This is a genomic window from Xanthomonas sp. NCPPB 1826 (genome assembly GCF_056725285.1).
The window spans coordinates 917104-930646 of sequence record NZ_CM161521.1; the positions used below are offsets into that span (position 1 = coordinate 917104).

Annotated in this window: 10 protein-coding genes; 8 read left to right on the forward strand and 2 right to left on the reverse strand. The window is 66.2% G+C overall.

Translation table 11 applies throughout. The features are described from left to right. A complete protein-coding gene (locus tag AC1PLA_RS03930) occupies window positions 1-1503 on the forward strand; it encodes a hybrid sensor histidine kinase/response regulator (protein ID WP_039523449.1) in 1503 nt (500 codons plus the stop codon). Between the two features lie 92 nt (window positions 1504-1595). After that, window positions 1596-2108, forward strand: coding sequence for a 2-amino-4-hydroxy-6-hydroxymethyldihydropteridine diphosphokinase (gene folK, locus AC1PLA_RS03935; protein WP_016900856.1), 513 nt, complete (start codon window positions 1596-1598; stop codon window positions 2106-2108). 12 nt (window positions 2109-2120) lie between these two features. Here folK and AC1PLA_RS03940 read toward each other — a convergent pair whose 3' ends face one another. Then, a complete protein-coding gene (locus AC1PLA_RS03940) occupies window positions 2121-2858 on the reverse strand; it encodes a pteridine reductase (RefSeq protein ID WP_481105630.1) in 738 nt (245 codons plus the stop codon). Between AC1PLA_RS03940 and AC1PLA_RS03945 the strand changes: the two genes are divergently transcribed. Beyond that, window positions 2857-4110, forward strand: coding sequence for a class I SAM-dependent methyltransferase (locus AC1PLA_RS03945; RefSeq protein WP_024939666.1), 1254 nt, complete (start codon window positions 2857-2859; stop codon window positions 4108-4110). The genes AC1PLA_RS03940 and AC1PLA_RS03945 overlap by 2 nt on opposite strands. After that, window positions 4098-4514 carry a VanZ family protein gene (locus AC1PLA_RS03950; RefSeq protein WP_102583443.1) on the forward strand — a complete coding sequence of 139 codons (417 nt, stop codon included), beginning with the start codon at window positions 4098-4100 and terminating at the stop codon, window positions 4512-4514. Before AC1PLA_RS03945 ends, AC1PLA_RS03950 begins: the two co-directional genes overlap by 13 nt. A 714-nt stretch (window positions 4515-5228) precedes the next feature. Here the strand turns inward: AC1PLA_RS03950 and AC1PLA_RS03955 are convergent. Next, complete coding sequence (locus AC1PLA_RS03955) at window positions 5229-6089, reverse strand: 2OG-Fe(II) oxygenase (RefSeq protein WP_481105631.1); 861 nt, start codon at window positions 6087-6089, stop codon at window positions 5229-5231. Window positions 6090-6278: 189 nt separating this feature from the next. On the opposite strand from AC1PLA_RS03955, the gene AC1PLA_RS03960 reads away from it, so the two are divergent. The 4 genes from AC1PLA_RS03960 (at window position 6279) to gspD (ending at window position 13542) form a co-directional block, all read left to right on the forward strand. After that, window positions 6279-7757, forward strand: coding sequence for a hypothetical protein (locus tag AC1PLA_RS03960; protein WP_104595494.1), 1479 nt, complete (start codon window positions 6279-6281; stop codon window positions 7755-7757). A 78-nt stretch (window positions 7758-7835) separates the two neighbouring features. After that, window positions 7836-10490, forward strand: coding sequence for a TonB-dependent receptor domain-containing protein (locus AC1PLA_RS03965; protein WP_481105632.1), 2655 nt, complete (start codon window positions 7836-7838; stop codon window positions 10488-10490). Between the two features lie 158 nt (window positions 10491-10648). Next, on the forward strand, window positions 10649-11464 hold the full coding sequence (locus AC1PLA_RS03970) for a type II secretion system protein N (RefSeq protein WP_481105633.1): 816 nt from the start codon (window positions 10649-10651) through the stop codon (window positions 11462-11464). Then, the gene (gene gspD / locus AC1PLA_RS03975; protein WP_481105634.1) at window positions 11461-13542 is read left to right on the forward strand and encodes a type II secretion system secretin GspD; all 2082 of its coding nucleotides are present in this window, start codon (window positions 11461-11463) and stop codon (window positions 13540-13542) included. Before AC1PLA_RS03970 ends, gspD begins: the two co-directional genes overlap by 4 nt. Window position 13543 lies beyond the last annotated feature (1 nt).

Consider the following 13543-nt stretch of genomic DNA (forward strand, 5'->3'; position numbering starts at 1 on the left):
ATGCTGCAAGAGGGGGGCAAACTGGAGCAGCTGAAGATCCTTCTGGTGGAAGATTCACCGGAAGACGCCGAGCTGTTGTCCGATCAACTGCTCGATGCCGGGCTGGATGCGGCGTTCGAGCGTGTGGACAGCGAGCCGTCGCTGCGTGCCGCACTGGATGAATTCCAGCCGGACATCGTGCTGTCGGATCTGAGCATGCCCGGTTTTTCCGGCCATCAGGCGCTGCGCCTGGTGCGCCAGAACGGCGCCACGCCCTTCATTTTCGTCTCCGGCACCATGGGCGAGGAGACCGCGGTCAAGGCGCTGCAGGACGGTGCCAACGACTACATCATCAAGCACAACCCGACCCGCCTGCCGAGCGCGGTCATCCGTGCGATCCGCGAGGCGCGCGCCGACCTGGAACGCCAGCGCGTGGAGAGCGAGCTGATGCGCGCGCAGCGGCTGGAAAGCCTGGCGATGCTGGCGGCCGGGTTGAGCCACGACCTGCGCAATATCCTGCAGCCGTTGCTGATCGTGCCCGACCTGCTGGCCGGACGCACCGACGATCCGCAACTGCGCCAGTTGGCCAACGTGGTGGCCGAGTGCGGCCGGCGCGGACATGAGATGGCCGAGTCGATGCTCTCGTTCGTGCGTGGCTCCAACAAGCCGCGCGAGCAGGTGTCGATCGCCAGCCTGTTCCAGGCCGTGCAGATGCTGCTCAAGAGCAGCCTGCCCGACGGCGTGCGCCTGCAGATGGACACGATCCCGCTGGATCTGACCATCGAGGCCAACTACACCGAGTTGCAGCAGTGCCTGCTCAACCTGGGCTTGAACGCGATCCAGGCGATGCCGGGCGGCGGGATGCTGACCCTGTCGGCCGATCGCCACGACGGCACGCGCGTGCGCATGAGCGTGGCCGACACCGGCGTGGGCATGAGCGAGGACACCCGCGCACGCCTGTTCAGTCCGTTCTTCACCACCAAGGCCGATGGCACCGGCCTGGGGCTGATTTCCTGCAAGCGCATCGTCGAAAGCTACGGCGGCAGCATCGTGGTCGACAGCCGCCTGGGCGAGGGCACCCGGTTCGACATGATCGTGCCGATGCGTGCGGCCGCGGTGACGATTGCCGACACCGAGCCGCCGCTGGCCTTGGGGCATGGGCAGCGCATCCTGCTGGTGGATGGCGAGGCCACGCGCCTGTCGCTGCTGGGCAATGCCTTGTCCAGCCAGGGCTATCAACCGCAGCTGGCCACCGATGGTGCGGCGGCGCTGCAGCTGGTGCAGCAGCACGCGATGCCGGACCTGGTGATCATCGACAGCGACATCATCCAGCTCTCGGCGGTGAGCGTGTTGTTGAGCATGCAGGAGCTGGGCTATCACGGCCCGGCGATCGTGCTCGAGGATGTCGGCGCGCCGCTGCAACGTTCGCACTTCCCGCCGGATATCCCGGTGCATGTGCTGCGCAAACCACTGGAAATGCGCCGGGTGTTCCGCGCGGTGGCGCATGCGCTGGAAGTGGCCTGAGGCCAGGGTCTGGCGCGCTGCGGGCGGGCAGGCTCAGGTGCGGCACGATTGCAACAGTTGACGCCCACGCTGGCCGCATGCGCGAATAACGCATGACCACCGTGCTTCTCAGCCTCGGCAGCAACGTCCAGCCGACCCATTACCTGCGCCTGGCCGTCGATGCCTTGCGCGCACGCTTCGGCCAGCTTGCCGTCTCGCCGGCGTATCGCACGCCGGCGGTGGGCTTCGACGGGCCGGACTTCGTCAACAACGCCGTGGCGCTGGACACGGACATGGATCTGGCTGCGCTGGACCACTGGCTGCATGCGCTGGAAGATGCGCACGGCCGCGATCGCAGCGGCCCGCGTTTCAGCGACCGCACCCTGGATGTGGATGTGGTGTTCTTCGGCGATTGCATCATCGAAGGCCCCGGGCATCTGCGCATCCCGCGGCCCGAGCTCAAGCATGCCTTCGTGTTGAAGCCGCTGGCCGATATCGCGCCCGACTTTGTCGATCCGCTGAGCGGGCAGACCCTGGCCGCGCTGTGGCAGGCGCATCCGCAGCACGGCATCGCGTTCACGACGGTGGCGCTGGACGCGGCCCCGGCGCTGGATGTGGCGCGCTAGCGCCGTTGCAGCTCAACTGAGCTGGCGGCCGCCGTCCACATGCAGGGTGTGGCCGGTGACGAAGCCGGCGTCGTCCAGCAGCCAGCGCACCGCCTCGGCGATTTCCTCGGGCGTGCCGATGCGGGCCAGCGGCGTGCGTGCGAGCAGCGCCTGCTTGGCCGCTGTTGATTTGCCTTCTTCCGGCCACAGGATCGCGCCGGGCGCGACCGCGTTGACGCGCACCTCCGGTGCCAGTTCCAGCGCGAGCGAGCGGGTCAGCATTTCCAGCGCACTCTTGGACGCGCCGTACAGCGGGTGATTGCGCATCGGCTGCTGCGCGTGCAGGTCGGTGATGTTGACGATGGCACCGCGATGATGGCGCAGCTGCGCGGCGGCAGCCTGGGCGATGAAGAACGGCGCGCGTGCATTGACTGCGAACAACTCGTCCCATTGCGCGGCTGTCGCTGCGCCGAGCGCGGTGGGGTAGAACGCGGAGGCATTGTTGACCACGCCATCCAGGCGGCCGAACGCGGCGATGCAGTCGGCGACCAGCTGTGCCGGCGACTCCGGCAAGCGCAGATCGGCATGCAAGGCCTGCGCGCTGCCGGTGCGCAGGGCGCAGAGCTCCGCTACGCGCGCGCCGAGCGCCTCGCCGGAGCGGTGCGCATGCAGGGCAACGCGGTAGCCGGCCGCATGCAGCGTGGTGGCGATCTGCGCGCCAATCCGGCGACCTGCACCGGTGATCAACACCACCTTGGAACTGTCTGTCATGGCGTACTCGCTCGGCGTTGCAAAGGGCTCGGCTATCCTGTGCATTGTCCCCGCAACCGGTGCCCGCATGCACGCCGACCTTCCTACTCCCGATCCGGACGCCCTGGCGCATAGCGACCGGCTGGCCGCGCATCTGCGCGCCGAGATCGCCGCCGCCGGTGGTGCGATTCCGTTCTCGCGTTTCATGGAGCTGGCGTTGTACGCGCCCGGTCTGGGCTATTACAGCGCCGGCTCCAGCAAGTTCGGCGAGGCTGGCGATTTCGTCACCGCACCGGAACTGGGGCCGTTGTTCGCGGCCACCGTGTCCGGTGCGCTGGCACCGGTGCTGCAGCAGCTCGGGCCGCAGGCGCGCGTGCTGGAAGTGGGCGGCGGCAGCGGTGCCTTTGCCGAAGTCACGCTCAAGCGCCTGCTCGAGCTGGATGCGCTGCCGGAGCGTTACGCGATCCTGGAGCCCAGTGCCGACCTGCGCGAGCGTCAGCGCGAGCGGTTGGGACGCAGCCTGATCCCGCCGGTGTTTGATCTGGTGGAGTGGCTGGACGGTCCGTTCCCGGACGATTGGGACGGGGTGCTGTTCGCCAACGAAGTGATCGACGCATTGCCCACGCCGCGCTTCACGCTGCGCGATGGCGAGGTGTATGAAGAAACCGTGGTGCTGGATGCGCAGCAGCAATTCGCGCGCGGCGAGCAGCCGGCCGATGCCTTGCTGGGCGCAGCGGTGCGGCATCTGGAACGCTATCTGGAGCAGCCCTTCGCCGATGGTTATCGCTCCGAGTTGCTGCCGCAGTTGCCCTACTGGATCCAGGCGGTGGCCGGCGGTCTGAAGCGCGGCGCGATGTTGTTCGTCGATTACGGTTACCCGCGCGGCGAGTTCTATCGTGCGCAGCGCGAAGACGGCACCCTGCGCGCGTTCTATCGCCATCGCATGCATGAGGATTTGTATCGCTGGCCGGGCCTGCAGGATCTGACTGCGTCGGTGGACTTCACCGCGTTGGCCGAAGCCGGCACCGGAGCCGGTTTCGAACTGGCCGGCTACTGCACGCAGGCGAGCTTTCTGCTCGGCAACGGCCTGGATGCGTTGCTGGCGCAGGCCGACACGCGCACCGACGAAGTAGGGCGCATGCGGCTGCGTGAGCAGATCAAGCGGCTGACCTTGCCCAGCGAAATGGGCGAGCGCTTCCAGGTGATGGGTTTTGCGCGCGACGTCGATTTTGCGCCGGCATTTCTGGCGGGCGATCTCACATGGCGGTTGTGAGTCCGGCGCTGCGTCCATTCCAGCGGCCGCGGTTGTGGGTCGGCCTGTGGATCACCGCAATCCTGGTGGTGATTGCGGTATGCATGGGGCCGCCGCCAGAGTTTCCGGAACTGCCGTCCAACAGCGACAAGGCCGAGCATTTTTTGACGTTCGCGCTGTTGTGCTGGGGGGCGGTGCAGCTGTTCGCCACCCGCCGCGCGCTGTTGTCTGCGGCGTTCGGATTGGTGCTGCTGGGGATCGGCATCGAGATCGCGCAAGGCGCACTGACCACCAACCGCAGCGCAGATCCGTACGATGCGCTGGCCGACACGTTGGGCATCCTCGCCGGCCTGTGCCTGGCGTGGACGCCACTGCGGTTGGTGATGTTGGGGATGGACAAGCGCATGTTTGGGTCGCGCGGGTAGATCTGTTGTAGAGCGGCTGGTCTGCGATTTTTTTGCAGGGCCCTTGCCCCGCCCACCCTCGCGGGACACGCCGCAAGTACGTCCTTGTAGCTCTTACGCGGCATCCATGCCGCGTAAGGTCCCGCGGCGGTGGGCGGGCAAGGACCTGTCGAGATGGTCGGTGTGCATGGCTCTCAATAAAAACAGCCAACAAACTCTCTGGTGCGGTGTTCTTGACGCTGTGAGTTTGCTGCAGGGTCCTTGCCCGCCCACCATCGCAGGACACGCCGCAAGTACGTCCGTGTAGGCTCTTACGCGGCATCCATGCCGCGTAAGGTCCCGCGACGGTGAGCGGGCAAGGACCAGTCGAGATGGTCGGTGTGCATAGCTCTCAATAAAGCAGTGAGCAAACTTTCTGGTGCGGTGTTCTCTACGCTGTGAGTTTGCTGCAGGGCCCTTGCCCGCCCACCATCGCAGGACACGCCGCAAGTACGTCCATGTAGGCTCTTACGCGGCATCCATGCCGCGTAAGGTCCCGCGACGGTGAGCGGGCAAGGACCCGTCGAGATGGTCGGTGTGCATAGCTCTCAGTAAAGCAGTGAGCAAACTCTCTGGTGCGCTTGTCCTTGACGCTGTGAGTTTGCTGCAAGGACCGGTGGCGATGGTCGGTGTGCAACGTTGACAGCAGTGCGCGATGCTCGTCCACAGCGACTGCGTAGCTTTCAATCTTCGCTCTCAGCCGGGCATGCGCACCGCGCGTTCGCGTAGCCATTTGGTCGCCACCCACTTTTCGCCGGCCAGGACCGGTGCGCCGGCATGCAGGCTGCGTGTCATTGGATGCGGGCGGTCGTAGCTGAAGAACACCGCATTGCCCTTCACCGCAGCGACGTCCAGGTGCGCATCGGGAAAGCGCGTGGCGCCGCCGCGTTCGGGCGTGTTGAGATACATCACCAGCGATGCGACGCGTTGGCCGCCCGCCTGCAGCAACACCGGCGTGCCGGCGGCCGCGGGGTCGAAGTAATCGTAGTGCGGCTGATACTCGGCGCCGGTGGCATAGCGCAACACCTGCAGTCCCTCGCCGTGGTCGACGGGCCAGTCGAGCAGGCGGGCGATGCGTGCTTCGATGCGTTGGCACAGCGCATCCTGGCCCAGCTGCAGGCACATGCTGTGGCTGGTGCGCGCGGCATGCACGATCTGCGCACCGTTGTCATTGTCCACTGTGCGCGAACGCGCCAGGCGTGGCTGTGCCAGTGCGATCAATTCCTCGCACTCGGCATCGGACAGGAAATCGCCCAGCACCACCACGCGCGGCAGCAGCAGGCTGACCAGCACGCGCACCTGGCGATCGCCCAGATCCAGCAACGAGGCATCGTTGTCCTGCAACACTGCCGGCACGCGCACCGGCGCCGGCAGGCCATGCGTCTGCGCGTGTTGCTGGATGTGGTCGCGCAGCAGGGCCTCGACTGCGTCGATGGCGTCCTGCTCGTTCCAGCCCTGATCCAGGAGCGGCTGTAGCGCTTGTTCGGGCGGCTGGCCGGCCATTGCCTGCGCAATGATCCAGTCGCCCAGGGCTGCGGGGATGGGGGTCGACGTCATCCCCCTACAGTGCATGTCAATGTGTGGCAGACATGTGTCAATTGTGTCGTCGTAAGACAAATGACACAGACAGCCCCTATAAAAGTGACGGGGATCTTGAACGTGCTCGCCACTGCAGTGAGCGGAACGCAACCAATTCTTGACGACTCCTCTTCATACCGGACCTTTTTTGACCTGGAGATCAGCCGCATGTCCGTTCGCAATAGCAGCAAGACACTTCTCATGACCTTTGGTACCGCGCTGGCGTTGTCGGCCTGCGGTGGTGGTGCCGATCGTGTCGCCTCGCCCGGCGAGGGCGCATTTCCGCCGGCACCGACGCCGGCTCCCGCACCGACCCCGGCGCCCACGCCTGCACCGACGCCCGCTCCGGCACCGACCGGCCCGGCCGCCGATTGCCCGACCGGTTTCTCCAACGTCGGCACCATCGCCAACAACACGCTGCGCGCCTGCCAGCTGCCGGACACCATCAACGGCAACCTGGTGGTGCCGGCACGTGCGGGCACGGCGTATTCGATCAGCGGACGCGTCAACGTGGGCACTGACCGCGGCGGCAACGCCATCGCACCGGCCGCCGGCAGCACGCAGGGCATCCTGACCATCGAGCCGGGCGTGACCTTGTTCGGCTCGGCGGGTAGCGACTACATCGTGGTCAACCGCGGTTCGCAGATCTTTGCCGAAGGCAGCGCCACCGCCCCGATCGTGTTCACCGCGCGCCAGGCGCTGGAGGGTCAGGTCAGCGCCAACACCATCGGCTTGTGGGGCGGCATCGTGGTGCTGGGCCGCGCGGCCATCAATAACTGCCCGGGCACCACGGTCTCCGGTACGCCGGAATGCCAGGCCCAGGTGGAAGGTACCAACGCGTTCTACGGCGGCAACAGCGCCACCGACAACAGCGGCTCCATGCGCTACCTGCGGGTGATGTATTCGGGCTTCGAAATTTCGCCCAACAACGAGTTGCAGGGCATCACCCTGGCCGGCGTGGGCAGCGGCACGCGCCTGGATCATGTGCAGATCCACAATAGCTCCGACGACGGTATCGAATGGTTCGGTGGCACCGTCAACGGCAGCCACATCGTGATCACCGGCGCCGACGACGATTCGCTGGATACCGATGCCGGCTGGAACGGCGCCCTGCAGTTCGGCATCGTGGTGCAGCGCGCCGGCGGCGGCGACCGCATGAACGAGTGGAGCAGCCTGCGCCGTCAGCCGTATTCGCGCCCGAAGGTGGCCAACTTCACCTACGTGGGCAATGCGCGCGCCGGTGCGGCGATCATGCTCAACCAGGGCACGCAGGCCGCGTTCTACAACTCGGTCGTCACGCGTCCGGCCGGTGGCACTGGTGATGGCCTGGTGTGCTTCAACCTGGCCGATACCGACACGCTCGGGACCTTCAACTCGGTGTTCTTCGCCTGCCCGACGGCCTTCGGCAGCGACGCGCGTGCGGCCACCCAGTTCGCGGCCGGCACCAACAACGTCGCCAACGGCGTGTCCACGTTGCAGAACACCTTCGTCAATGGCGCAAACGAAAGCGCCGTGCCGGCCTTCCAGGGCTTGAACGGAGTGAGCAGCTTCTTCCAGCAGGTGAACTACATCGGTGGCGTGCGCGATGCCAACGACACCTGGTGGCAGGGCTGGACCTGCGGCCTGACCGCCGATCGTCCCTGCTGAGGCACAGCATCACCAGGCGGCCATCAGGTCGCCTGGTGATGCGTCCAGCTTCATCTTTCAGTTGCCAGGGCTCCCACGATGCGAACCTCCGCTGTCGCCCGTCTCTCGCGGACGGGCCTGTCTCTTTCCATTTCCACCTTGCTGTTTTCCGGCGCTGCGCTGGCGCAGTCGACCACCACCGATGCCGGCTCTGTCGGCGGCAGTAGCAGCACCGCCACCAGTGCGCCCAAGCAACTCGACCAGGTCGTGGTGCGCGGCGAGTACATTCCCGAACCGATGCTGCAGACCTCGGAGGTGGCATCGTTCGTCACCCGTGAGGACATGGAGCGCACCGGCGACAGCAGCGCGGCGGTGGCGCTGACGCGTGTCACCGGGCTGAGCCTGTCGCGCGGCAAGTATGTGTATGTGCGCGGCCTGGGCGAGCGTTATTCGTCGGCATTGTTCAACGGCTCGCCGTTGCCCAGCCCCGAGCCGATGCAGCGTGTGGTGCCGCTGGATCTGTTCCCCAGCGATGTGCTGGCCAGCGTGACCGTGCAGAAAACGTATTCGGCCGGTTATCCGGGCGAATTCGGCGGCGGCGTGATCGATCTGCAGTCGATGGTGGTGCCGGACAAACCGTTCCTGTCGCTGACTGTAGGTGGCGGCGTCAACAGCGTCAGCACCGGCGAAAAAGGCCTGACCTATTACGGCTCCGGTGATGACGAGTGGGGCTACGACGATGGCACCCGCAAGCAGCCTGCCGCGTTGCGCGATGCGATCCAGAGCGGCCGGCGCGTGGATCTGGGCAGTTTCTCGCGCGAGGACATCCGCCGTATCGGGCGCAGCTTGAACGATGCCAACCTGTATGTGCTGCAAGAAAAGGACAGCATCGCCCCGGACGTCAATGTCGGCGGCAGTGCCGGTTACAGCATGGACGTGGGCGAGGCCAAGCTGGGCATCATCGCGGTGGCCAGTTACGACAACGAGTGGCGCACGCGCACCGGCAAGCAGCAGGACGGCATCTTTGTCGGCGATACGGTCGAGTTCAATTCCAACTACGACTTCGCCACCACCCGCAACAACGTGCGCACCAACGGCATGCTGGGCCTGGGCTGGGAATACGGCCGCCACACCATCGGCTGGATCACCTTGTATGTGCACGATGCTTTGAAGGTGGCACGCAGCCGTGCCGGCCGCGATGAGCTGGCCGGTTTCGATGTGCGCGACGACAACACCGAGTGGTACGAGCGCCAGCTGATCAACAACCAGCTGCGCGGCACGCACGCGTTCGGCGAGTACGACGATCTCAAGATCGAATGGCGCGCAGCGGTGGCCAATGCCAGCCGCGATGTGCCGTACGAAACCGGCATTCGCTACGAGTTGCTGGATGGCTACTGGGCGCACGATGCCTCGCGCGTGCAGAACTACACCCGCTTCAGCAAGGTCGACGACAAGGTGGCCAGCGGCGGGGTGGATGTGACCTGGCGTTTGCCGATCGAGCACGACTTCACCGTCAAGGGCGGTCTGGCCTATCTGGACAACGACCGCAGCGCGTGGAGCCGCGAGTTCCGCTTCCTGGCGCTGGACGGCCCGCTGCCGTTCTACAACCAGTTCCAGCGTGTGGATTACCTGATCTCCGATTACAACCTCAGCAACGATCTGCTGCGCCTGCGCGAGACCACCGGCAGCTTCGGTGCGGCCGCGTACGATGCGACCCTGAAGGTCAAGGCGGCGTATCTGCAGGCCGAGGGCGAGATCGTGCCGACCCTGCGCGCCACCGTCGGTGTGCGTTACGAAGACGCCACGCAGGCGGTGCATCCGTACGACATCTTCACTGGCGTGCGCCAGGACAGCGTCGCACCGCTGGAGAACAGCTACGCGCTGCCATCGGCCACGGTGACCTGGAACTTTGCCGAGAACCAGCAGCTACGCTTTGGTGCATCCAAGACCATCGCGCGCCCGCAGTTCCGCGAGATGGCGCCGCAGCAGTATCTGGACCCGGACATCGACCGCCAGTTCTTCGGCAATCCGTTCCTGGTCGATAGCGAGCTGGTCAACCTGGATGCGCGGTACGAGTGGTTCTTCGAGCCGGGCGAGTATTTCACCGTCGGCGCGTTCTACAAGAGCATCGACAAGCCGATCGAAGCCATCGTCAACGATGCACCCGGCGGCGGCATCGTGCAGAGCTTCATCAATGCACCCGAGGCCACCTTGTACGGCATCGAGCTGGAGGCCAAGAAATATCTGGACCTGCCGATCGCGGCCGACTGGTGGGGCGACAAGCGGGTGTTCGTGTCCGGCAACTACACGCGCACCAAGTCGGAGGTGAGTGCCAGCGATGGCGACACCGTGCAGCCGTTCGGCTTCACCGCGCCGGTGCAGGCGACCTTGTTCATCCGCGATGGCTCGGCCTTGCAGGGGCAGTCCGATGACATCGCCAACCTGCAGATCGGTGTGGAAAGCGAGAGCACCCACAGCCAGGCCACCTTGATCGCCAACTATGTCGGCGAGCGGGTGTCCGCGCGTGGTCGGCCGGGGCAACCGGATTACATCGACAAGCCCGGCACCTCGCTGGATCTGGTGATCAAGAAGGGCCTGGTGTGGTCGGGCAATACTCTGTCGTTGAACTTCGCCGCACGCAACTTGCTCAAGACCAAGTACCAGGAATATCAGAGCCTGGGCAGCAACCGGGTCGACCTGTACGAGTACCAGCCCGGCGTGACGTATGACCTGAGTGTGACAGCGCGCTTCTGATCCGACGCCCGCTGCCGGTATCGCAAACGCCCGCCCTGCCTCGCATGGCGGGCGTTTGCATCTGGGTCTGTGTCGCCGTGTGTCGGCCTGTGTCATCACTTTCTTCGAACTGACACATTGCTGCCGCATTCTGTCATCCGACCGCAATCCTGAGACGGATGTCCGCTTTGCAGCGCGCTTTGCCCTCCTTGAAACCCCTGATGTCGGCGCGCGGCCGCAGCGCACTGGCCTGCGTGCTGCTGGCCTTGCTCGCGTTGCAGTGCGCGCGCGTGGTGTGGGTGGTGATCGCCCCGATCGGGCCGTTGGGCACTGCCGAGGCAGCGACGGCAGCTGGTGCGGATGTGCCAGCATTGCGCCGCGATGTGTTCTATCGCAGCGTGCCCGAGAGCAGCAGCAGCGACGGCGTCGTATTGCATGGCGTACGTGCAGGTGGCACGCAGGCAGCCGCGTTCTTGAGCAGTGGCGATGGCAAGCAAGGTGCGTATCGCATCGGCGATATCGTTGTGCTTGGCGTGACGGTGCAGGCGATCGCGAGCGATCACGTGCTGCTGCGTACCGGTAGCGGCGTGCGACGTCTGGCCTTGGTGGAATCCACCGCGTCTGCGGCAGCCACATCGCCGGCAACGGCCGCGACTGCAGCAGTGGGCGGCGCACCTGCGGTGACGTCGAATGTCGGCGCCGCGGCTGGCACGGCCACGGCGGCGGCCGTTGACCCGCAACAACTGCTGACCACCGCCGGGCTGCGTGCAAGCGAAGACGGCAGTGGCTTCACCGTGATGCCGCGCGGCGATGGTGCGCTGCTGCGTCAGGCCGGCCTGGCGCCGGGCGATGTGCTCACCCAACTCAATGGCCGCACGCTCGATGCCGAACACCTGCGCGAGCTGCAGGACGAACTGCGCGATGGCCAGGCGGCCACGCTGACCTACCGCCGTGATGGCCAGACCCACACCATGACCTTGAAGCGCCCGCAATGACTGCTGCCCGCCCCAGATGGCTGCTTTCGGCCACGTTGTTGCTCGCCCTGCCGGCGGTGCCGGTGCTGTCGCTGCATGCCGCCGATGCGCCGGCCGTGCGCCTGCAGGATGTGGACCTGCGCGCCTTTATCCAGGATGTGTCGCGTGCCACCGGCATCACCTTCATCGTGGACACGCGCGTGCAGGGCACAGTCAACGTGGCGCGTGCGCAGGCGATGTCGGAACAGGATCTGCTCGGCATGCTGCTGGCGGTCTTGCGTGCCAACGGCTTGATCGCGGTGTCCAGCGGGCCGTCGACCTACCGCATCATTCCCGACGATACCGCTGCACAGCAGCCGGCCAGCGCCGCCAACGGCAATCTCGGATTCGCCACGCAGGTGTTCACCCTGCAACGCGTGGATGCGCGCAGCGCCGCGGAGATCCTCAAGCCCTTGATCGGGCGCGGCGGCGTGATCATGGCGATGCCGCAGGGCAACAGCCTGTTGATTGCCGACTACGCCGATAACCTGCGCCGGGTGCGCGGCCTGGTCGCGCAGATCGACACCGACCGCGCGGCGATCGACACGGTGAGCTTGCGTAATAGCTCCGCGCAGGAACTGGCGCGCACGCTGACCTCGTTGTTCGGGCAGGGGGGCGAGCGCAGCAACGTGCTGTCGGTGCTGCCGGTGGAAAGCAGCAATTCGCTGATCGTGCGCGGCGACCCGGCGCTAGTGCAGCGGGTGGTGCGCACCGCGGTGGATCTGGACGGGCGTGCCGAACGCCGCGGCGATGTCAGCGTGGTGCGGCTGCAGCATGCCAGCGCCGAGCAATTGCTGCCGGTGTTGCAGCAACTGGTCGGGCAGACCCCGGGCAACGAGGCGCAGCCCGGGCAGGACACGCGCTCCAACGCGGTGGATGTGGCCGCCGCCGCTGCAGGCGCTGCGCAGACGCAGGTGATCACACCGGCTGCCGGCAAGCGCCCGGTAATCGTGCGCTATCCCGGCTCCAACGCCTTGATCATCAATGCCGACCCGGAAACCCAGCGTGCCTTGATGGATGTGATCCGTCAGCTGGACGTGCATCGCGAGCAGGTGCTGGTCGAAGCGATCGTGGTGGAAATCTCCGACACCGCCGCCAAGCGCCTGGGCGTGCAGCTGCTGCTGGCCGGGCGCAATGGCACGGTGCCGTTGATCGCCACGCAGTACAGCGGCGCCTCGCCGGGCATCGTGCCACTGGCCGCAGCGGCGGCCGGCACGCGCAGCAACAACGGCGACGACGATTCGGTGCTGGAACAGGCGCGCAATGTGGCCGCGCAATCGCTGCTGGGCCTGAGCGGCGGCCTGATCGGGCTGGCCGGGCAAAGCAACGATGCGGTGTTCGGCATGATCATCGATGCGGTCAAGAGCGACACCGGCTCCAACCTGTTGTCGACCCCGTCGATCATGACCCTGGACAACGAGCAGGCGCGCATCCTGGTTGGGCAGGAGGTGCCGATCACCACCGGCGAAGTGCTGGGCGCGGCCAACGACAACCCGTTCCGCACCATCCAGCGCCAGGACGTGGGCGTGGAGCTGGAGGTGCGCCCGCAGATCAATACCGCCGGCGGCATCACCTTGGCGATCAAGCAGGAAGTCTCGGCGATTGCCGGGCCGGTCAGCGCGCAGTCGTCCGAGCTGGTGTTCAACAAGCGCCAGATCGAAACCCGCGTGGTGGTGGAAAACGGCGCCATCGTCGCGCTCGGCGGCCTGCTCGACCAGAACGACCGGCAGACCGTGGAGAAGGTGCCGCTGCTGGGCGATGTGCCCGGGCTGGGCGCGCTGTTCCGGCACAAGTCGCGCAATCGCGACAAGACCAATCTGATGGTGTTCATCCGCCCAACCATCATCCGCGACGCGGCCGATGCGCAGCGCATGACCGCGCCGCGCTACACCTATCTGCGCGATCGCCAGTTGGCCGATGGCGACCCGGAAGCCGCGCTCGATGCATTGGTGCGCGACTACCTGCGTGCGCAGCCGCCGCAGCTGCCGGCCGCACCATCGTCGGCCGTGCCTACGCCGGCAACAACGCCTGCGCCCGGCGCGCGTCCCGCGCAGCGCTGAT